Origin of the sequence: Pontibacillus chungwhensis BH030062, assembly GCF_000770675.1 — a bacterium.
Classification (GTDB): domain Bacteria; phylum Bacillota; class Bacilli; order Bacillales; family BH030062; genus Pontibacillus; species Pontibacillus chungwhensis.
The window spans coordinates 15385-35770 of the sequence record NZ_AVBG01000016.1; the positions used below are offsets into that span (position 1 = coordinate 15385).

Below are 20386 nucleotides of genomic sequence, written 5' to 3' on the forward strand. Positions count from 1 at the left end.
TTTTTTGGCGCGATGGCACCTTATTTTTTCCGAATGGCGTTTTTCAGAGACTCAATCGTTTCTTTAAAGGTCTCAAGTTCTCTTGTTGTAAGAGACTGGTCTCCGTAACGAACTTTCTGATAAAGATCAGCATTACCGTCTCGCACGCCAAGTCGTTTAAACCATTCCTCAATGGTTTCGGATGGCGCACGTCCATTTCCGGTTTTAGAAGCAAAAGCTTCGAAGTTAAAGAACAGTTTCCTGGCTTCATCATTCGGGGCGCTTTGGAATAAACGCTTGAACGTCGATGGCCTGAGAGGCTTTCTTTCAGCCGGTAGGTTTGAATAGGTAACGGAATGCTCCTCTTTGAACGTGTCGACAGTGGGCTCAATTTTTTTATTCCTTAATCGAATAGCCACAACGATACCGATTACAAGGATCATGAAGAGCGCTCCCCAATACATCCACTCAGATAGATCGAAAGCGGCGCCAGGATCAGGTTGCTCTTCCCCCACTCCACTATCCTCTAGTTCCATTTCAGCGGGTTCTATTTCATTGACCTTCTCGTTCCATTCGTCTCCTAGGCCAGTCCAGCTAAACAAGAACAATATCCCCCTTACAATTAAGCCAAACACTTGGGCAATCAGAGCACCCCCACCGGTAAAACCGGCTCGGAAAAGGTCATAGATGAGAAAGACCCCAATGGTTACACCGACAAACAGCCCCATTACAGTCGTGGTTCTGCTGTAGACCGAAGTCTTGTTAGCTTGACCATCCACACTCAAGACATGGCTCAATAAATACCCAAAGACAAGAACCACTAATTGGAGGGCTGCCATAAAATAGACAGACGTCTGGTTGAAGAAAAGGACGTTTAAAATAAGGAAAAGGAGCGACGCCATAAGTAAAGCTTGTTCATTATTAAGCTCAGGGTCTCGCTCATGAACGATAAAACGCCACGCCAAGTAACAACTCAACAGAATGGAAATGATGAGATTGAATGGACTGAAGTAGGAGGTTACAAGTGCAGTCAACGGGACGTAGAAAATAATGATGATATAACTTGTGGTGACCTTCACCCCAAGAGCCAATAGTAGTTTAGACACCACAACTACGAGCAAGAAGCTCCAAAACGGCAGCGGTTCACTAGGGTAAAACAAGAAGTAAATGGGCCCTAACAATAGATAAAACACCATCGCTTCGCCTATCCACAAGTAGGTTTTTGCAACAGAGGTTCTACGATCATCCATAGACATCCTCCTTCTCTAGCGGATTCCGAAGCGTTGCGAAGTCTCCCTTGTCCTGAACCGTATAGACACGGAACTTTTGCCTATTCCATTTATGCGCATATCGCTTCACTTCTTCGCTTTGTCCCCCTAATAAAAAGATGGTTTTCGGCTTATATAATTGGTGATCAAAGCGGTGAAGCACAACAGAGAACGAAATCACTAGCTCTCTTGTTTTAATACGCGCAATCAATTCCAGCGCTTTTTGCAAATGCTCCTTACCACTACCCTCAGGTAAGTAATAAAAAGGAGGATTTCCTATTTTACGAGCATTTATATAGAGTTCAAACGGGTAGCCTTTTTTAGTGGCTAACTGACACATATAAGCTGCATAGGAAAGAACCGCTTCAATATTAGGTGACACATTCAAATGCCCACCAGGAGAAGGATCAGTTAGATTAATAACGATACTCCACGTATGGTCCCAATTCTTCTCAAGAACTTTTGTCTGTAACGTTTGTTTCCTTGCTGAAGCTTTCCAGTGAATCCGGTGAAAAGGATCCGAGCTTGTATAATCTCTAGTCCCCATAGGGCTAACCGGGTCTTCAAACGGAGATAGCCGCGCTTGTTGAGAACCAAGAGTCATGTGATTACGTTCCTCGATCCCATAGACAGGCAAAGGTTCTGGATAAACAATGAACTCAAGCCGATGAAAGGGCAGGTAATAAAGGAAGATTTTGTGAAAGTTTAAGAGGTGCGGAAAGCTATAATGGATATCTCGAATAATGGTTACTCCTCGACGCTTGGCTTCAAAAGGAACATACCATTCTGTTTTGCCTCTTTCCACAACGGTAAGAGGAACCTCGTACCTCGTCCATTCATCTCCCTGACTTACAACGTACTTCTCTCCTTGAACTTCAGAGCCAACTTTAAATTGAAATCGACCATTTATAATAGGCAAGCGTGATTGGTTTTCAAATGACAGAGGAACTTCTATGCGATCACCAGGAAACATCTTATAAGCGTGCTTCTTATTTTGAAACGTTAACCCTTTCCCTATCAGACGGTCATAGATCAAACTAAATGAAACGAAAGCCACAACAGCACCAATCATGATAAAGGCCGCTGAGCGATTAAATACCAAACTCGTAAATAAGAGGATGAGGCTAAAGGCGAGAACTTTATCATAACTTTGCGTTAAACTAGATCCGAGTTCTTTCCTCCACTGCATTATGTACGTGCTCCTGATTCAACCGGCACTTCAACCAGATTTAAGAGATCTCTCACCACGTCTGTTGGGGTCTTTTGGATAGAGGCTTGCATAGATAGAATGAGTCGGTGTTCGAATACGTATGGAACTAAACTCTTTACATCTTCAGGACTCACATAAGACCGGCCACGAAGATAAGCCCGTGCCTGGGTTGCCCTCATTAAAGCAAGCGCGCCCCTTGTACTAATGCCTAATTCAATATCAGCGTGTTCTCTGGAGATTCGTACCAAACGAAGTAAATAGTCATTCACCACATCTGCAATATGTACTTCCTTCATTTCTTCTTGCATACTGACTAAATCCTCAGGTGTTAAGGCCGATTCGAGTGTATCGAGCGGCTCCTCAGTCAAATAGGCTTTCATGATGTCTCTTTCTTCCTCTTCACTCGGATACCCCATATCCACTTTAAATAAAAATCGATCAAGCTGAGCCTCTGGCAATGGAAAGGTTCCGTGATTGCTTTCCACTGGATTTTGGGTTGCAATGACAATAAAGGGACTTTGAATAGGGAATGTCTCTCCATCAATGGTTGTTTGATGTTCTTCCATTACCTCTAGTAAACTGGACTGGGTTTTGGGCGTAGCCCTGTTAATTTCATCCGCTAACAATACATTCGTCATAACTGGCCCTTTGCGTAGCTCAAACTCTTGCGTCTTAGGGTTAAAGAATTGAATCCCCGTTACGTCTGAAGGCAGGACGTCTGGCGTAAACTGAATCCGGCTAAATGTTCCATCAATTACCTTAGCGAAACTCTTAGCAAGTTTGGTCTTACCAGAACCCGGCACGCTTTCTAAAAGAACATGCCCACGTGCAATCATACCGATTAGCAACAACTCAACAACTTCACGTTTACCATATATCACTCGACCAATTTCATCGATCGCAACATCGACCTTCCTTTTCTCCACCACAATAACACTCTCCCCTGAACAGTATGAAAATTCTCATAACTATACTATAACAAAATTACCCAACCACCAAACAAAGAAGCCCCCTGCAGCCCTTTAAAGCACTGACGCGTGTCTGACACCCTGCAATCCTTTAGAGCACTGGTGCGTGCCTGGCACGCTTTATCTCACTAAAGAGACCACAATAAAAAAAGCCCTGCTCAGTTGAGCAGGGCTTTTCGAGTTCTTAGGAATTATTGCGGTTTGAGTTTTGGTATTTACGGTTACGGTTGCCTTTGTTCTGGCCTTGTGAACGGGATTTGTTATAACCACCGCCAGATTTGCCATTACGGTTGTAGCCGCCTTTACCTTTTGGTCCGCCACCGTTACGGTTATAGCGTTTACCGCCGCCACCGCGTTTTTGTTTATCTTTATGAGCTTGCTTTGTACTAACTGGCGCAAGGTAGCTTAATTGTACAGGTACGTCTTTACGCTCTTTCGTTAGCATTTTAAGTGCTGCTGCAATAACAGATACAGAATCATGCTGTTCTAGTAATTCAGCTGCTGTGCTCTCATAAGACTCAAGGTTATCAGATTCAATGGATTGAACAAGTTTCTCAATCGCGATGTTCTGTTGACCTTTAAGAGCTTGATCATTTGATGGAATTGGAAGACGATCAATCTTACGACCTGTAGTCTTCTCAATTAGGTTAAGGTGAGCCATTTCTCTTGGTGTGATGAAGGAAACTGCGTACCCTTCCTTACCAGCACGACCTGTACGACCAATACGGTGTACATAGCTTTCAGGATCTTGAGGGATGTCGAAGTTGTATACGTGTGTAACACCTGAGATATCCAGGCCACGAGCTGCAACGTCTGTTGCTACTAGTACTTCAACGCCACCACGTTTGAATTTCTTCAGAACGCTCATACGCTTACCTTGTGTCAGGTCACCATGAATTCCTTCAGCACGGAAACCGCGGGCACTTAATCCTTCTGTAACTTCATCAACACGCTTCTTCGTACGAGCGAATACGATCGCTAAGTCAGGCGTGTGAATATCAAGAAGACGTGTTAACGTATCGAATTTCTTACCATCATTTACTTCGATGAAGTACTGATCGATCTTCTCAACCGTCATTTGCTTCGCTTTAAGCTTAACTGTTTCAGGCTTCTTCATCATGCTCGTAGCAATTTCATGAATCTCTTTTGGCATTGTTGCTGAGAACAGTAACGTTTGGCGCTGCATTGGAACAGCTTTAAGAATATCTTTAATATCTTCAATGAAGCCCATGTTAAGCATTTCATCTGCTTCGTCTAATACAGCTGTGTGAATGTTGGATAGCTGAATCGTTTTACGACGAATGTGGTCTAATAAACGACCTGGTGTTGCTACAACAATTTGAGGTTGTTGTTTAAGGGAACGAATCTGACGTCCCATATCTGTACCACCGTAAACAGGTAGTACTTTCACACCTTTATATTGTCCGTACTTATTTAACTCTGTCGCTACCTGCATAGCTAGCTCGCGAGTAGGCGCAATAACTAGACCTTGAATCTTCTTCATATTCTCGTCGATCTTCTCGATCATTGGAATACCGAAGGCTGCGGTCTTACCTGTACCTGTTTGCGCTTGACCGATCACGTCTCTTCCATCCATCGCAAGAGGAATTGTCTGCTCTTGGACTGGTGTAGCTTCCTCAAAACCCATCTCTTGAACGGATTTTAGAACTGATTTGGATAAACCTAATGAATAAAAATTTGTCACTTCGTTTTTCTACTCCTTTTTTGTTCTCTCTAGTATGCCAAAGAGAAGCACGTAAAAAAAGCCATCCTCACAGCTGGAAGAGGGCTTTCGGTACGAGTTGATTTATACTTTATTCTACCACACTGTTTTCAATCCGGCAATTCATGCAAGTTTAAAGTATCCTTACTCTTAGATCAATGGTAAAATAAGATAAACGCTAACGAACTCGGATGGAGGTGGGCACAATTGAATAATCCACCATTTAACCCCTATATCGCCATCGTCATCGGAGTCCTCTCCGTATCTACTGCCGCCGTCTTTGTTAAGTTGGCTTCGACAGCTCCAGCGTCTATAATCGCTCAATATCGCTTACTGTTCGCCGTACTTCTTATGGCTCCCTTTGTGTTAACCAAGCATCGCAAAGAATTTAAATCCATCACAAAAAAAGACTGGATCTTATCTATAGCAGCTGGCGTCTTCCTTGCTTTTCATTTTATCCTATGGTTTGAATCTTTAAACTATACCTCTGTTGCAAGTTCTGTAGTATTAGTGACACTACAGCCAATATTTGCTTTTATTGGCACCTTTCTCTTCTTTAAAGAAAGGTTTACAGCCGGTGCTATCCTTAGTATGCTAATTGCAATCACAGGTAGCGTTGTCATCAGTTGGGGAGACTTTCAAATAAGTGGGTTAGCCTTATTAGGTGATATCTTAGCACTACTTGGAGCCATGATGGTCACAGGGTACTTCTTACTCGGACAAACCGTAAGAAAACGGCTTTCCCTAATGACCTACACGTTTGTGGTCTATGGAATCAGTACCATTACATTATTTATTTACAACATTATCTTACAGAATCCATTTATCGGGTATCCAAGTCAGTATTGGATGATTTTCTTAGCCTTAGCGATCATTCCCACATTTTTAGGCCATACTTTATTTAACTGGTCACTAAAATGGCTAAGCACATCAACCATTTCAATGAGTATCGTATTTGAACCCGTAGGTGCCTCCCTTTTAGCTTACGTCATTCTCGGCGAAACCTTATCATGGTCACAATGGCTAGGAGGCGTGATCGTCATCGTTGGATTAAGCTTATTTATATATAGTACCTCCAAGAAATCCAAACAGATTTCCATTAAGGAAGACATATAAATAGCCATATAGCATATAAAATAATCCTATCAGAAAAATTTTTAAAAGCAGGTGAACGCATGAATATTCAACTCATGACAGATGGAGGAGCAGATCTTCCAAAAGATTTACTGGATCGTTATAACGTTCATTTTATCCCTCTTAACATCCATTTTGGGGACGAGCAGTTCCTAGGCGGAGTAGACATCGACTCTCCTACCTTTTACGACAAAATGAGACAAGCTGAAGAGCTTCCTCGTACATCAGCACCAAGCCCATATGCTTTTTATGAAGCATACAAAGCTGTAGACCCAGAAAAGCCAATTCTTATGATTGCTTTGTCTAAAGAATTAAGCACAACGTATGAGAATGCCCTGTTAGCGAAAGAGATGCTTTTAGAAGAAGAGCCTGAAAGAAAAATTGAAGTGATTAACTCACGTTCAGCCACATCAGGCATGACGCTTTTAGTCGATGAGGCCGGCAAGCGTATTGAGGAAGGCTATACAATCGAGCAATTAACCGATCACATGAATGAACGCGTGAGTAAGTTAGCAACGCTCATCTTACTTCGCACGGTTGAGAACTTAATGAAAAGCGGTCGTCTTAGTCGTTTTAAAGGTGCGATTGCGAAGACCCTTAACATTAAGATCTTAATGCACGGTAGCCCTGAAGGCACAATTGAAGTTACCGAAAAAGTTAGAGGAAACAAGAAAGCTGTCCGTCGTTTTGTTGAACAAATTGGCGAGTACTCCAAGGACTTTGAGAACAAGGTCATCGCCATGTCTTACAGCACCGCAGAGGACAAAGCTAAGAACCTTCTACAAGAGATGAAGGATCGCTATCCCTTTAAAGAATCCGTGCTTGTAGAAATGGGCCCCCTTATTGCAACCCATGCTGGTGAAGGCGGCTTTGTGATTTCCTTCTTTAAAGATTAATTGAACGATCATTAACCTTAATGGAGTAAGCCCGAGCTTTAGAAGAACCGCTATCTCCATAAAAAGGCGCAGAGCTGTATGCTCTGCGCCTTTTTGTATATGATGACCTACTTACCCATGATAAGCCTGGTAACTTGGTTTTGGAGACAACAAAGAGAAAATCATTGCAATCAATGGAAACAGAATCATAATCCATAAGATTCCTTCATAACCCCCGAACCAATCAAAATAAAGTCCAAATGGAAGAGGACCAAAAGCAGAACCTAAAACCATAATCGTTTGAGCTATACCTTTTATACTACCTAAATGCTCTCGACCAAAGTAGTTAGGCCATACAATACTTAATACAATGCGTTCAAACCCGTTCACAAACCCCCATATAATTCCGTAAACAATGACACCTTTTGTAGAACTGACCTGCAACAATATAAATAAAGCAATGATATGTCCAGCAAACGTAATTGCTAACACATAGTGCACGGAAACCCTGTCCACAAGGTAACCGACTATAAACGTAACCGGGAAGCCAATAACAGCCATCAACGTAAGGACGATCGCAGCAATCTCATCGGATAATCCTTTTCCCTGAACAATGGAAACTAAATGGAACGTAACGCCTGTATTCACAAGCGCCGGCACACTCACACAGAACAAAATGAGCCAAAAAGCCCTCGTTTTCATCGCCTCTTTAAGAGTCCAGTTCTCCTCATTCACCTCAACATTCGGGTTTTGCTGAAGGTCATGATGCTTCGGAGTACCGTCGGGAATCTCACCTATATCCTTCGGTTGATTCCTAACTAAGAAAATCGCAAGAGGCACGAAAATCACCGCTAGAGCTACTCCCCAAACCATCCAAGTCGTACGCCATCCAAAGTCATTGATCAGCCATGTATTCAGTGGTGGAAGCAAGGCAGAACTTAAGAATCCACCAATAGCCATGACGCTTAACGCACGTCCTCTTTTTCCAATAAACCATTGGGGCACAAGTGTATTCGGAATAAGTGTCATAGAACCTTGCCCAAACAAACGGAGCATAAAGAAGCCAACAAACATCATAATGGCTCCCACCATCACACTGTTCCACAGACAAGCGATCGCCAAGAGAATCCCAACTACCGCCATCATCATTCGTTGTCCTACACGGTCCACAAGCCTCCCTACCATAAAGAGGGTTAACCCGGCGATCAACGTAGCAGTAGAATAAAGCGCAGAAACAAATGAACGAGTGTAATCAAAATCAGCTATGTAACTCTCAATAAATATAGACACCGAATAAGTCTGTCCCGGCCCAGAAAAGAAGACACTTAACCCTGCAATAAATACAATCACCCAACCATAATAAAACGGGGTTTTCACAGGTGCATGTCCTGTCTGACTCTGTGCACTCATGATGCCTCACCCTTCCATCCTTAATCAATTATACCTCTCCTAATGGTAGGGGTTTCCATAAAGTAATGCAAAACATATCCCCTCTAGAACAACACAAAAAAACCCCCACTTGGGCTTGGGGGCTTTTACACTTTAAACCCTTTAATGAACGAACCGATCCCTTTCATAAGTGGGCTAAACTGATTCGCCGTATTTGCCATTTGCCCCATTGTTGACAGCATCTTATCTAAGTCAAGCTGTCCGTTCTTATCTTGAAAATACTGCATCATACCAGGCGGTTTCTGTTGCTGTCCATATAACGGGGATTGTTGCTGAAGAGAGTAATAAGGATCCCACTGGTTAGGTTGAGGAGGTTTAGCAAATTGTTCATATGGACTTTGGTAGCCTGGGGGTGCATGATACGGAGCTCCTTGTGAGACAGAAGGCTGACCTGGATAATACTGCTCCTCCCAAGGCATTTCCATTGGAAAAGGACCAAGTGGAGTGTTTGGGAACCTTTGATCGTTAGGATGTCTTCGCCTCATGACTGCACACCTCCTATAATTTCTTCTTTATCCACTCATAGCCTATGTTCAAAGCAAAGAAATGTGAAATGAAACGTACTCTTTTTCCACAAAAAAAGAAGAGGCCTCCCTCTTCTTTTACATCAATTCCTCTATTCATTAAGGCCCACAGCCCCTTGTCTAAAATAAGAAGCAACCTCATCAATGTTTAGTAATTTCTTTAACTTACGCTTTTGGTACCCTAAAACCAATTCATCGCCCACGTATGTAGCGGGTGTTCCATATACACGTTTCGCTCGCATTTGTCTGTAATGTTCTTTATCAGCTGAAATATTCTTCTCCGTATACGGAATATTCCACTCTTCCATAAAACTTTTTACATTCTCACAATGATGGCATCCGTTACTTGTATATACTACCACATGTTGATTCGCCACGATGAGCCCCCTGTCGTTAGTCCCTTAAAGACAACATATATTTCCAAAAACTTAGCGTCCGTTAGATTCTACTTGAATTTACCCTGATAAAATGAAAATAAACATCTTTTTTGCAACTTTATGTCGAAATTATTAATGTCTAATTTTAAATTAGGAAAGTATGGGTTCTATCTACTTATACATAAAAGAAGTAGCCTATCATTCTAATAGACAGGCTACTCTATCTTATAATGTGCGCTACGCTACGCAAACAATTGTTTAATGTCGGTTTCGCCACTTAGTAAATCAAAGCTTTTTCCGATGACGCTATCTTCTGTTAGGACGAAGGATAATACGTTCCCCACATCTTCACGAGGGATATTTCCCATTTCTAAATGCTCGCCCATCTGAACTTTTCCTGTTCCTTGTTCGTTCGTCAGACCACCTGGGCGTACGATTGTGTAATTCAAGGAAGTTGTGCGTAGGTACTCATCCGCCCGGCCTTTCGCATACAAGTAGTGCTTCAATTCTTCAGGACCCACTTCAGGTCTGTCCGCTGCTATTGAACTCAACATAACAAACCTAGAAACGCCCTTACTTTCAGCAAGGTTCATAGCCTTAATGGCACCTTCCTGATCAATCATGATCGTCTTATCAGCTCCCGTGTTCGGGCCTGACCCTGCCGCAAAGATTACAGCATCCACCCCGTCATAGGCATGAGAGAAATCTTTCTCTAAGTCCCCTAGCACCGTTTGGACATTGCGCTCTTCAAAATAAGGAACTTGATCTTTGTCACGAACCATCGCAACCGGTTCATGGTTATAGTAATTCAATTTATCAACAACATGTTTACCAACTTGACCATTTGCTCCAATTACAAGTACTTTCATTTAAGATCATCCTCCTTGTGCAAAGTCTTTAATCATAATTCCCATGCTTTTCGATACCTAAACAGGATGATGCTTTCGTGACACTGGGGGGGAGTGTAGACCGGTTGGTTCTCGGGCCAGGGGCCGTGCTCTCTGGAGTTGAGCCACTCGGCCGGGGGTAGTTCTGAGCTTGAGCCGGTTTTTGCCTGTCTTGAGCCGGTTCTCTCCCAGCTTGAGCCGTGTGCTTTGGACTTGAGCCGTGCTGGGCTGACTTGAGCTGTTATTTTCTTCTCTTGAGCCGTTATCGTCTCAGCTTGAGCCGGTTTAGCCTCCTTTTGAGCCGTTCTCCCTCAACTTGAGCCACTCGGCCAGGCCCCCACTCAACTCGAGCCGGTTTTTGCCTATCTTGAGCCAGTTCTCGCCCAACTTGAGCCGGCCGCTCTGAACTTGAGCCGTGCTGAGCTGACTTGAGCTGTTATTTTCTGCTCTTGAGCCGTTATCGTCTCAGCTTGAGCCGGTTTAGCCTCCTTTTGAGCCGTTCTCCCTCAACTTGAGCCACTCGGCCAGGCCCCCACTCAACTCGAGCCGGTTTTTGCCTATCTTGAGCCAGTTCTCGCCCAACTTGAGCCGGCCGCTCTGAACTTGAGCCGTGCTGAGCTGACTTGAGCTGTTATTTTCTGCTCTTGAGCCGTTATCGTCTCAGCTTGAGCCGGTTTAGCCTCCTTTTGAGCCGTTCTCCCTCAACTTGAGCCACTCGGCCAGGCCCCTCCTCAACTCGAGCCGGTTTTTGCCTAACTTGAGCCAGGTCTCTCCCAACTTGAGCCGGCCGCTCTGAACTTGAGCCGTTCAAAGCTGACTTGAGCTGTTATTTTCTGCTCTTGAGCCGTTATCGTCTCAGCTTGAGCCGGTTTAGCCTCCTTTTGAGCCGTTCTCCCTCAACTTGAGCCACTCGGCCAGGCCCCTCCTCAACTCGAGCCGGTTTTTGCCTATCTTGAGCCAGGTCCCTCCCAGCTTGAGCCGTGCGCCCTGAACTTAAGCCGTGCTGGGCTGACTTGAGCTGTTATTTTCTGCTCTTGAGCCGTTATCGTCTCAGCCTGAGCCGGTTTAGTCTCCTTTTGAGCCGTTCTCCCTCAACTTGAGCCACTCGGCCAGGCCCCCACTCAACTCGAGCCGGTTTTTGCCTATCTTGAGCCAGTTCTCTCCCAACTTGAGCCGGCCGCTCTCAACTTAAGCCGTTCAAAGCTGACTTGAGCTGTTATTTTCTGCTCTTGAGCCGTTATCGTCTCAGCTTGAGCCGGTTTAGCCTCCTTTTGAGCCGTTCTCCCTCAACTTGAGCCACTCGGCCAGGCCCCTCCTCAACTCGAGCCGGTTTTTGCCTATCTTGAGCCAGGTCTCTCCCAGCTTGAGCCGGCCGCTCTCAACTTAAGCCGTTGAGACCCACTTCAACCACTCACCCCCGCCCCTACTCCCAACCCGCTCCCACACATAAGCCCTCACCTAAACATAAAAAAAGCCCATCCCCCACAGGAGATAGGCTTTTCATAAACGTATTCATTATAATTCATCAGCATATTTCCCTAATTGCTTCAGCATAGGGATCAGTTGCTTTTTCTCGTCGTCAGTAAGGCCACCTGTAATGTTCTCGATTTGTTTCCAGTGGCTTGGGAAGATGTCATTTAATAATTGGCGACCTTCTTCTGAAATCACGGCATAGGTTATTCTGCGATCTTTTGGACACGGTTTTCTTTCTAGTAGTCCTTTTTGTTGCAGTTTATCGACCACATAAGTGATGCTACCGCTTGCTAATAAGATTTTGTCACCAATCTTTTGTAGGGGTTGATCTCCTTGATGGTAAAGCAACTCTAAAACTCCAAACTCTGTCGGGTTTAAGCCATGAGTTTGGATGTCTTCTTTCACTCGATCTGAAATCGCTCGAGCCGCTTTGGAGAGCACAACAAACAATTTCAGCGATGGATCTTCTTTTTTCTCTTGGTAGTTCTGTGATTGATCCATTTTACTCAGCCTTTCTATTAATGGTGCATTAGTATAAAGTATAGCGACCATTTCAATTTATTGTCAATCCTTCTTATGTAGGTTCTCTTGACCTTTTTACTCTTATCAAATCTGTGGCATAATAAAAGAATGAAGCTAGTAGCACTATATCACACTCTTAGAAAGCGGTGTATAAAAAAATGGTAGAAGATACGGGAGAACGCGTCATCCCAGAATATATGAAACCATCAAATGGAATGTTGCTTGAGCATATGGCACGCTATCAATTCGCATTACCATACGTAACAGGTCGTGTGTTGGATTTATCATGTGGTTCAGGTTATGGTACGCACATGATGATTAAAGATAGAAAAAATGAAGTATCCGAAGTGATCGGTGTGGATATAGATTCTGATATTATTCAATATGCGAAAGGAGCTTATCACCATCCAAAGTCTAACTTCCGAGTAGCAGATGCCACAGATCCGAAGTTGCCTGAGAAACTGGGTACCTTTGATACGATTGTAAGCTTCGAAACATATGAACATATAAAAGAAGAGGAGAAACTTCTACAAAACTATGAACGGTTACTAAACCCCGGTGGCACTCTGATTGTCTCTACACCTTTTGGCGAAGGGCGCGGAGTAGATTGTTACTCACCGTTTCACGTCCACCAGATTACGCCAGAAGAGTTTCGCCAACTGTTCACAAACTACGAGGAAGTACAATTCTATTATCAAAAAGGTGTACTCGTTGAACCTCCTCGCGAAGAAGTCCATTACCCTTTAGGCATAGCTGTGTGCAAGAAAGCAAAATAAGCAAGTAGACTGCCGTACTCCTATTGAAAACAGAAGTATTAAATTACTAGTCATTTGGTGCTGTTTAGAAATAGGAGTACTTTACTAAGATGAACGACTTCTTCGTTAATCATTTGGTTCCTCTACCTCAATCTCTTTCTTTACTTCTTTCTTCTGGCCATTCGCCTCCACGATAGCTACAACCTCATAACTACCAGCTTCATCAAATGTATGTTGAATGGAATAAAGTCCGTTCCCTTGCTTTTGAGAGGGTTTGTGATCAGAAGGTTCTTCCCCTTTTCTTCCCCATGCGAAGGTTACTTTCTTAGCTTCATCTACTTTATGATCTCCTTGCGTTACTTTCACTTGAAGTGTAGAGATCTGCTCTGTTGTTAACTCTTCTGGAACAGTAAGGACTCGGGCTTGAATTGGCTCGTCTGAGTTCGCTTCTGATTCTTCCCCACCTGACCCACAAGCTGTTAAGAATACCAGAAGGAGCAGCAAGCCACTTATGTGTAATCGAGTTCTCATCATTTTTCTCTCTCTTTCTCTTTATTGTTGTGTCTGATGAAAAATCATACGAAGGTGGTTTGGGAGTACTTTAATGTCCCCTGGTGTTTTTAAATAAATCTCGCCGTCTGTATCAACATCCTGTTCTTTTTCTGTTTCGATTTTTACTTCAGAAGCTTGTTTATGGAAAATTCCTTGTAAATCGTCTGTGCTTTTTCCCGGTTGATCCATATTAATTAACTCTTTGAAAGTCGATAAGTTCGAGTTCTTCACGATTAAAACATCAAGCTTTCCATCATTCACATGTAATGAAGGAACAGGAATGTAACGTGTCCCGATATACTGACCATTCATAACAAGTGCCATAACTCCTTCTTCTTCATATACCTCTTCTTGATCAATAGTAATTTTATACTTTGAAGGTTCTGATGCAGTCATCGTTTTCACGGCACTAATGAAATAACTTAACACCCCTAACCTGTCTTTCTGGTCTGGGTCAATATTTAGAGATGTATCGGTTACAAGTCCAATGCCCCAGAAATTTAAGAAGTAGCCTTCGTCTTGAATATGCCCAACATCTACAGGTGCTACACGGCCATCTACGAGAGCTTGTGCTGCTGCTTTTATATTTTGTGGCATACCCAGCATTCTCGTGAAGTCATTACATGTTCCTCCTGGTAGTACACCTACAACTGGGCGATTCTCTAATTGAGCAAGTGCGTTCACACTATCATGCACGGTTCCATCTCCACCTAGTATATAGATGACATCGACTTCTTCCCCGTACTCCTTACATTTTCGCTTCAAATCATCCGGGCTCTTCGTCTGTACAACGCGTAGCTCTTCAACGTTCTGAGATAAGACCGGAAGCGCTACTGATAGCTTTTGGTTCATTTGATTGGGTCCAGCATCGCCGTTGTACAAGAAGAGTCCCTTGTCGTACTGAATCATTTTTCTTCCCCCTGACATTTGCTATAGTTCTATACATATCATTTCCTTTTCTACGTCTAACGAAACCCGCCCGGACAGGAATAGACTGAAGTAATAAAAGTTACTTATAATCCATTTTGTGGTGAATAATTTCAGTATTCAACAAATAAAAGGACCCCCACATAAGCTATCTCTGTCCCTATGCTATTAATCTTTCGTTTCAACCTGAATAGGAACCTGATCTTTTAAGACATCTATAAAATTACCAGGGTCATCTACGGTGAGGTAGATTCTTTCTACTTTCTTGAATCGACCAAAGACAAGGTGAGCGTCTACTGGTTCTTCAAGATGGATCGTCCATTGAGGGGGCTGAGTTTCAAATGAGGGTAATGTAACAGCAACAGACTTCTTATCCTTCTGGCATTCTTTCGCTGTAACTGTCGCTCTCTCAATGCGTTGAATCGTTTGATAAGGAATATAGGTAAAAAATCGCAACCCTTTCTGAATATGAATTCCTTTTTGATCGAGTACAATTGGAGACTTGCGCATAGCCTGGTAATCCGCTATGAAGAATAACAAGGCATAGATATCCAGAATCGTTACGATCCAAGCAGCGATATGACTCCACTGCAGCACGAGGAAGTGTACAGCAATAATTTCAATCAGGAGGGCATGAACCACCATGATGAAGATTCCCTGATAATCGCTTTTCTTATGATAGGAAAACACAGGTGCATTTGTGTAACGCAGGACATTCTCCCGCTTTCCTGCAAACGCATAATAAAAGGCTGATAGATCCGTAATCAGAAAGCCTAATACCTTCTGAGCCGATTTCACCTTCCCCGTCATGCCGGCAAATGCGTTCTCTATCCCTTTATAAGCACTCATGGATAGATGATAATAGGCGAATCGCTCGTTCTGAATCGATTGTCTAATGATAGGCCATTGTTTTATCACCCATAAGAACAATAGGAGTTCGATTAGAACAATAGAGCCTTCAAGAAAGATGACAGAACGATTGATGACCCACAAGTGCTCTTTAGCATATTCAGGTACCATCCAGTTTAAAGCAAGAAGCCCAGCAAACATCATCGGGACTAAAGCAAGCAACGAAGGACGCCTGCGTAACACAAAGAAATAGCACGCTAATGGGAAAACAACTAATAAATCTACTGCTGTTCCCCATACAGCCCAACTTGTTACCGTACCGACTAGTTCATATTTTTGCACAAGAAGGTTCGGCAGTAACAGAAGCCCTGCAATAAACAAAAGTCGAAACCAGGCAATCGGCCTTTTCTGCAACGTTTCACTCATACAACCCCTCCTTACATAGGTAGCTTTATTATATCAGTAATTGGAAAAAAATGAGATGACAATATAAAAAGCACTCCCTATAAAAGAGAGTGCTCCCATTACATCGCTTCTTTAATGCCTTTTTTCACAAGCCACCAGTTCGCTGGATAGCTCGTTAGAAAACCTAAGATCATAGCAATCTGCATCATAAACCAGTAAGTCGCTTGGTCTGGTTTCGGCGGGGTTTGGAATAACACAAAGTGAACAATGGCCATCCACCCAAACATTCCTATCTCGAATGCAATTAAGGACAATGTGTCTGCTTTAATCGCATCTTTTAAATTGCCTAATATACCCGCTTCTTGGTTCATTGGATAAATGGCAAATAACTGAAACAGGATTCCGAATAAGTAAGCGGCTATAAATTCAACCGTATAGTGAGCTAACAATGTCGAGCCTGCCACTGTAAGACTTGTAAAGAATACGATCGGGACCCCCACGGCATCGCCCAACGTACACCCACTCGAACAGTGACTCGTTGACATAAATACTTGGGCTCCCATACCGCGATTGTCTTCTCGGTCTACATCTTTAGCCTTTAATCGCCCCCATTTATAATAAGACCAAACAGCAAATGGCCCGAGAAACCAGCCATTAATTGGCCATACTACATTCATAATGGCCATCATCTGTGGATGACGAATGACGTCTACGATAATAATAAGGGAAGATAGCAATCCGATTCCTAAAGCAATCCATGAAATTGTTGCCAGCACATTCATCACCTCTTCAGAGTTAATTCGTATTTTATCGATACCCCCTAGAGGTGTGAATATAAACCTTCTATCCAAAATCAGTCTGTTACATCATAATGCCACCGTCTACATGAAGTGTATGGCCATTCACATAATCAGATTCATCTGAGGCCAAATATAAATAAGCGTTCGCAATATCCTCAGGTTTACCAAGTCGTCCCATAGATACGCCTGCTTTCATCTGTTCAATCACCTTCTCGGGAACATGCTCTACCATTGCCGTTTCAGTAAATCCCGGCGCTACAGCATTTACGTTAATCCCTTTCCTGCCAAGCTCTTTTGCCCATGTTTTCGTCAATCCTATTAACCCAGCTTTTGCAGCTGCATAGTTGGACTGTCCTACATTGCCGTGTGTGCCTGTTACAGAAGAAGTGTTTATAATCTTCCCTTTTCCTTGCTTGACCATAAAAGGCATTGCGGCCTGGGCACAATGGAAGACACCTGTCAGATTCACATCCATTACTTCTTGAAACTGTTCTGTAGTCATTTTAGACAACATCGCATCTCTTGTAATCCCAGCATTATTTACAAGAATATCTATTCTCCCGTACGTTTGAATAGTCGCATCCATTAGGTCATTCACACTTGAACGATCTGCCACATTCACTTTTACAAACGTAACTTCAGCTCCGTCCTGCCGTAATTCTGCCTCCTCTTTTAATCCGATCTCTTCATTGAAATCAGCAAGGATGACCTTTGCACCTTCTTGGACAAACCTTTTGGATGCTTCTAGTCCAATCCCTTGTGCAGCTCCTGTAATGATAGCCACTTTTCCCTCTAGCCTCATTGGCTTCACCTCTCCCTTTTCTAATGAAATCGTCCACAACCGTCCAAGGTGATTCATCTTGATGAAGCAGAAATGGTGAGATAATTGTCGAACCTCCCACCTATATCCTTTTTATCATCTTACCATCAACGTGTTATATTTTGTAAGTGATGTGCCGAGAGCGGTTCATGAGGGGTTCTAGTTTTAAATGGGAAATTAGGCAATATTTTTGCATGGGATGATGGTTTTCTCTGATAATAAATGAAGATGATGAACAAATATGAGGATGGTGCACTTTGACGATAAAACTAAGCGTGCTGGATCAGTCACCTGTCTTAATTGGGCAAACTCCAGCAGACGCCTTTCAACAAACAACAGAACTCGCGAAACATGTCGACCAGTTGGGGTATCATCGCTACTGGGTATCAGAACATCATAGCACCCAAAGCTTAGCAGGTTCTGCTCCCGAAGTATTAGTAGCCCATCTTGCAGCAAACACCCAGAACATTAGAGTTGGTACAGGAGGGGTTCTTCTTCCCCACTACAGTTCCTATAAAGTAGCTGAAGCGTTCCGGGTACTCGAAACATTGTACCCAGGTCGAATTGATTTAGGGATTGGGCGCGCGCCAGGTGGAATGCCTAACGTCAATTACGCTTTAAACGACGGTTCGTATCCGAATGTCGAGAAGTACCCTGAACAAGTAAAAGAATTAATGGCGTATGTACACGGCCATGATCCTTATAGCCTGGACGTGCGCGCTACGCCACAAACTGAAACCACTCCCCCGATTTGGATGCTTGGTTCAAGCGGAACGAGTGCCAGACTAGCTGCAGACCTTGGCGCTTCTTATTCATTCGCCCACTTCATTAATGGCTTTGGGGGTACACGGGCAATGGATCGCTATTCGAACCACTTCACACCATCGATTCAACAAGAAGAACCACAAGGAAACGTATCTGTTTTTGTTGTTTGTGCTGAAACGGAGGAACGGGCGGAGTATTTGGCTTCTTCTTTAGATGTATCGATTCTTAAAATCGAACAAGGGGCAAAACGCGATGGTTTCCCTTCACCAGAAGAGGCCAGTCAGTACTCTTACTCTATCTTCGAGAAAGAGCGTGTCCGTGAAAACAGACAACGCATGATTGTTGGAAACCCTGAACAAGTAAAAGAAAGAATCGAACATCTTGCTCGCGCCTATAACGTGAACGAAATCATTGTGAATACCATTATTAATCCGTTTGAAGAACGACTTCGCTCTTATGAACTGCTTGCGAAGGCATTCAACCAATAAGATGGACCTATCCCCTTTTATTGATAAAGGGGATTAGGTCCTTTTGTATTATCCTTGCTTTAGATTCTTCTCATAAAAGTAAAACGGTGCCTTACGCTCTGGAGTGCTCCATTCCCCTATGTAGGTATAGCCTGCTTTTTGAAATACACGTTGCGCAGCAGGGTTTAATGAGTACGTATCTGTCTTCAGGAATTGGATTCCTCTGTTTCCTGCTAATTGTTCAACGTAGTGATAGAAAGATTCAGCAATCCCCTTCCCTCTCACTTCTGGATCAACAGCTAGCCTTTGCGTTAGCAATACCTTCTCCCCATCAGGCTTCGACCAGGCCATGAGCGAATAATGCTCAGGCTCTTGTTCATTGAAACAAGCAACTCCGCAGACGCTCTCTCCCTCTTCATAGACAAATAAACGACCCTGCTCAAAGTCACTTTCATAATCTGAGTAAAGAGGATAAGCTGAATCCCACTGATCGCTACCTGTTGCTTCCATTAATAGCTTTGAAGCTTCTACAATTTCCATAATTCGGTCTAAATCTTCCCTCGCTGCTTTTCGAATCAATTGTCATTTCCCCTTCATTTCTTGTTTCTTACTATTTAATCCCCTCATGAGTATTAAATCAAGCCCTATGTAAACCGATATATAAACTATGTGTGAAATTACGGAAAGGGGTTATGTCATGCAGAAGAAAACACTTCTTATATGGATGATTGGGTTGTCGCTTTTGTTAAGCGCTTGTGCGCAAGTGAGCCAATCCAGTAAAGCAGAAGACAAAAAAACAATTGGACTCTTGGTCACAGATAGTGGACTTGGAGATAATTCATTTAGCGACTCGGCCCTTCAAGGACTAGAGCGGGCACGTGACGAGTTGGGGGTTTTTTTCAATTATAAAGAACCACTCACCGGGAATTACGTCGGTTATTTAGAAGATCTCGTCAAGGAAGGACATGACCTCATTGTAGGGTTAGGGTTCGAATCACAAGAAGCTGTTGAAAAGATGGCTAAGAAATATCCGGATCAGCAATTCCTTCTTATCGATGCTGTATCCTCTCAACCAAACGTTACATCCCTTACATTCAAAGAAGATGAGGGTAGTTACTTAGTCGGTCTGATTGCCGGTATGCGTACCGAGTCAAATCACGTTGGGTTTATCGGAGGCATGGAAATACCTGTTATAAAAAATTTCGAAAAAGGGTTCAAAGAAGGCGTCCAAGCTTCAAATCCAGACGCTACTATATCCATCGATTACATAGGTGATTTCGATAATGACGATAAAGCGGCTGAACTTGCACAGAAGCAAATTGCGGACGGAGCTGACCACATATTCCCTGTAGCAGGTTATGCAGGCGTTGGTGCTTTGAAAGAATCTCAAAAGCAAGGCGTTTACTCATTCGGTGTTGATAGTGATCAATACTTTTTAGCTGAGGAATCTATTGTCACTTCAATGATGAAACGTATTGATGTTGCTTTGTTTGATATTGCGAAGCAGCTTAAAGAAAGTTCCTTCGAACAAGGGAAGCATATTCAACTAGGGTTAAAGGAAGAAGCAGTTGGTTTAGCTCCCATTCGCATTATAAAACTAACCAACCCGCAACGGGAAATTTTAGAAGATGCAATGAAGAAAGGGGGCGACGAGTAA

Annotated in this window: 20 protein-coding genes; 5 read left to right on the forward strand and 15 right to left on the reverse strand. The window is 43.2% G+C overall.

Annotated features, from left to right (window positions below):
* Positions 1–20: 20 nt before the first annotated feature.
* The 4 genes from N780_RS16450 to cshA form a co-directional block, all read right to left on the reverse strand.
* A complete protein-coding gene (locus N780_RS16450) occupies positions 21–1229 on the reverse strand; it encodes a DUF4129 domain-containing protein (protein WP_036786635.1) in 1209 nt (402 codons plus the stop codon).
* A complete protein-coding gene (locus tag N780_RS19340) occupies positions 1222–2436 on the reverse strand; it encodes a DUF58 domain-containing protein (RefSeq protein WP_052115134.1) in 1215 nt (404 codons plus the stop codon). The genes N780_RS16450 and N780_RS19340 overlap by 8 nt, the downstream gene beginning before the upstream one ends.
* Positions 2436–3386 carry an AAA family ATPase gene (locus N780_RS16460; RefSeq protein WP_232299560.1) on the reverse strand — a complete coding sequence of 317 codons (951 nt, stop codon included), beginning with the start codon at positions 3384–3386 and terminating at the stop codon, positions 2436–2438. The genes N780_RS19340 and N780_RS16460 overlap by 1 nt, the downstream gene beginning before the upstream one ends.
* Positions 3387–3609: 223 nt before the next feature.
* Positions 3610–5130, reverse strand: a complete 1521-nt coding sequence (cshA, locus tag N780_RS16465; protein ID WP_036786637.1) for a degradosome RNA helicase CshA — start codon at positions 5128–5130, stop codon at positions 3610–3612.
* Between the two features lie 225 nt (positions 5131–5355).
* Between cshA and N780_RS16470 the strand changes: the two genes are divergently transcribed.
* The gene (locus N780_RS16470; RefSeq protein ID WP_036786639.1) at positions 5356–6264 is read left to right on the forward strand and encodes a DMT family transporter; all 909 of its coding nucleotides are present in this window, start codon (positions 5356–5358) and stop codon (positions 6262–6264) included.
* 59 nt (positions 6265–6323) lie between these two features.
* Positions 6324–7178, forward strand: a complete 855-nt coding sequence (locus tag N780_RS16475) for a DegV family protein (RefSeq protein ID WP_036786641.1) — start codon at positions 6324–6326, stop codon at positions 7176–7178.
* Positions 7179–7289: 111 nt separating this feature from the next.
* Here N780_RS16475 and N780_RS16480 read toward each other — a convergent pair whose 3' ends face one another.
* The 5 genes from N780_RS16480 to N780_RS16500 form a co-directional block, all read right to left on the reverse strand.
* Positions 7290–8567, reverse strand: coding sequence for an MFS transporter (locus N780_RS16480; RefSeq protein ID WP_036786643.1), 1278 nt, complete (start codon positions 8565–8567; stop codon positions 7290–7292).
* A 125-nt stretch (positions 8568–8692) separates the two neighbouring features.
* Positions 8693–9091 carry a YppG family protein gene (locus N780_RS16485; protein WP_036786645.1) on the reverse strand — a complete coding sequence of 133 codons (399 nt, stop codon included), beginning with the start codon at positions 9089–9091 and terminating at the stop codon, positions 8693–8695.
* 131 nt (positions 9092–9222) lie between these two features.
* Positions 9223–9507 (reverse strand): glutaredoxin family protein, encoded by a 285-nt coding sequence (locus N780_RS16490; protein WP_036786647.1) that lies wholly within the window; start codon positions 9505–9507, stop codon positions 9223–9225.
* 242 nt (positions 9508–9749) lie between these two features.
* Positions 9750–10376, reverse strand: coding sequence for an SDR family oxidoreductase (locus N780_RS16495; protein WP_036786649.1), 627 nt, complete (start codon positions 10374–10376; stop codon positions 9750–9752).
* Between the two features lie 1533 nt (positions 10377–11909).
* Positions 11910–12368, reverse strand: coding sequence for a MarR family winged helix-turn-helix transcriptional regulator (locus tag N780_RS16500; RefSeq protein WP_036786651.1), 459 nt, complete (start codon positions 12366–12368; stop codon positions 11910–11912).
* A gap of 179 nt (positions 12369–12547) precedes the next feature.
* Between N780_RS16500 and N780_RS16505 the strand changes: the two genes are divergently transcribed.
* Positions 12548–13165 carry a class I SAM-dependent methyltransferase gene (locus N780_RS16505; protein ID WP_036786653.1) on the forward strand — a complete coding sequence of 206 codons (618 nt, stop codon included), beginning with the start codon at positions 12548–12550 and terminating at the stop codon, positions 13163–13165.
* A 105-nt stretch (positions 13166–13270) separates the two neighbouring features.
* Here the strand turns inward: N780_RS16505 and N780_RS16510 are convergent, their stop codons facing one another.
* The 5 genes from N780_RS16510 to fabG all read right to left on the reverse strand — a co-directional run bounded on the left by N780_RS16510 (position 13271) and on the right by fabG (position 17479).
* Positions 13271–13678 (reverse strand): FixH family protein, encoded by a 408-nt coding sequence (locus N780_RS16510; RefSeq protein WP_036786655.1) that lies wholly within the window; start codon positions 13676–13678, stop codon positions 13271–13273.
* An 18-nt stretch (positions 13679–13696) separates the two neighbouring features.
* Positions 13697–14605 (reverse strand): YegS/Rv2252/BmrU family lipid kinase, encoded by a 909-nt coding sequence (locus N780_RS16515; RefSeq protein ID WP_036786657.1) that lies wholly within the window; start codon positions 14603–14605, stop codon positions 13697–13699.
* Positions 14606–14791: 186 nt separating this feature from the next.
* Positions 14792–15898 carry a hypothetical protein gene (locus N780_RS16520; protein WP_036786659.1) on the reverse strand — a complete coding sequence of 369 codons (1107 nt, stop codon included), beginning with the start codon at positions 15896–15898 and terminating at the stop codon, positions 14792–14794.
* A gap of 98 nt (positions 15899–15996) precedes the next feature.
* Positions 15997–16659 (reverse strand): DUF4396 domain-containing protein, encoded by a 663-nt coding sequence (locus tag N780_RS16525; protein ID WP_036786661.1) that lies wholly within the window; start codon positions 16657–16659, stop codon positions 15997–15999.
* A gap of 79 nt (positions 16660–16738) precedes the next feature.
* On the reverse strand, positions 16739–17479 hold the full coding sequence (fabG, locus tag N780_RS16530; protein ID WP_036786664.1) for a 3-oxoacyl-ACP reductase FabG: 741 nt from the start codon (positions 17477–17479) through the stop codon (positions 16739–16741).
* A gap of 281 nt (positions 17480–17760) precedes the next feature.
* On the opposite strand from fabG, the gene N780_RS16535 reads away from it, so the two are divergent.
* Complete coding sequence (locus N780_RS16535; RefSeq protein ID WP_036786740.1) at positions 17761–18750, forward strand: LLM class flavin-dependent oxidoreductase; 990 nt, start codon at positions 17761–17763, stop codon at positions 18748–18750.
* 48 nt (positions 18751–18798) lie between these two features.
* Here N780_RS16535 and N780_RS16540 read toward each other — a convergent pair whose 3' ends face one another.
* On the reverse strand, positions 18799–19308 hold the full coding sequence (locus tag N780_RS16540; protein WP_036786666.1) for a GNAT family N-acetyltransferase: 510 nt from the start codon (positions 19306–19308) through the stop codon (positions 18799–18801).
* A 118-nt stretch (positions 19309–19426) separates the two neighbouring features.
* Between N780_RS16540 and N780_RS16545 the strand changes: the two genes are divergently transcribed.
* On the forward strand, positions 19427–20386 hold the full coding sequence (locus tag N780_RS16545) for a BMP family lipoprotein (RefSeq protein WP_036786668.1): 960 nt from the start codon (positions 19427–19429) through the stop codon (positions 20384–20386).

Excerpts from the sequence above, each read along its gene's own strand:
- N780_RS16545 (WP_036786668.1), top strand. The coding sequence starts at position 19,427 with ATGCAGAAGAAAACACTTCTTATATGGATGATTGGGTTGTCGCTTTTG.
- N780_RS16505 (WP_036786653.1), top strand. The coding sequence starts at position 12,548 with ATGGTAGAAGATACGGGAGAACGCGTCATCCCAGAATATATGAAACCA.
- fabG (WP_036786664.1), bottom strand. The coding sequence starts at position 17,479 with ATGAGGCTAGAGGGAAAAGTGGCTATCATTACAGGAGCTGCACAAGGG.
- N780_RS16480 (WP_036786643.1), bottom strand. The coding sequence starts at position 8,567 with ATGAGTGCACAGAGTCAGACAGGACATGCACCTGTGAAAACCCCGTTT.
- N780_RS16515 (WP_036786657.1), bottom strand. The coding sequence starts at position 14,605 with ATGATTCAGTACGACAAGGGACTCTTCTTGTACAACGGCGATGCTGGA.
- N780_RS16495 (WP_036786649.1), bottom strand. The coding sequence starts at position 10,376 with ATGAAAGTACTTGTAATTGGAGCAAATGGTCAAGTTGGTAAACATGTT.
- N780_RS16500 (WP_036786651.1), bottom strand. The coding sequence starts at position 12,368 with ATGGATCAATCACAGAACTACCAAGAGAAAAAAGAAGATCCATCGCTG.
- N780_RS16520 (WP_036786659.1), bottom strand. The coding sequence starts at position 15,898 with ATGAGTGAAACGTTGCAGAAAAGGCCGATTGCCTGGTTTCGACTTTTG.
- N780_RS16475 (WP_036786641.1), top strand. The coding sequence starts at position 6,324 with ATGAATATTCAACTCATGACAGATGGAGGAGCAGATCTTCCAAAAGAT.
- N780_RS16485 (WP_036786645.1), bottom strand. The coding sequence starts at position 9,091 with ATGAGGCGAAGACATCCTAACGATCAAAGGTTCCCAAACACTCCACTT.
- N780_RS16450 (WP_036786635.1), bottom strand. The coding sequence starts at position 1,229 with ATGGATGATCGTAGAACCTCTGTTGCAAAAACCTACTTGTGGATAGGC.
- N780_RS16510 (WP_036786655.1), bottom strand. The coding sequence starts at position 13,678 with ATGATGAGAACTCGATTACACATAAGTGGCTTGCTGCTCCTTCTGGTA.
- N780_RS19340 (WP_052115134.1), bottom strand. The coding sequence starts at position 2,436 with ATGCAGTGGAGGAAAGAACTCGGATCTAGTTTAACGCAAAGTTATGAT.
- N780_RS16525 (WP_036786661.1), bottom strand. The coding sequence starts at position 16,659 with ATGAATGTGCTGGCAACAATTTCATGGATTGCTTTAGGAATCGGATTG.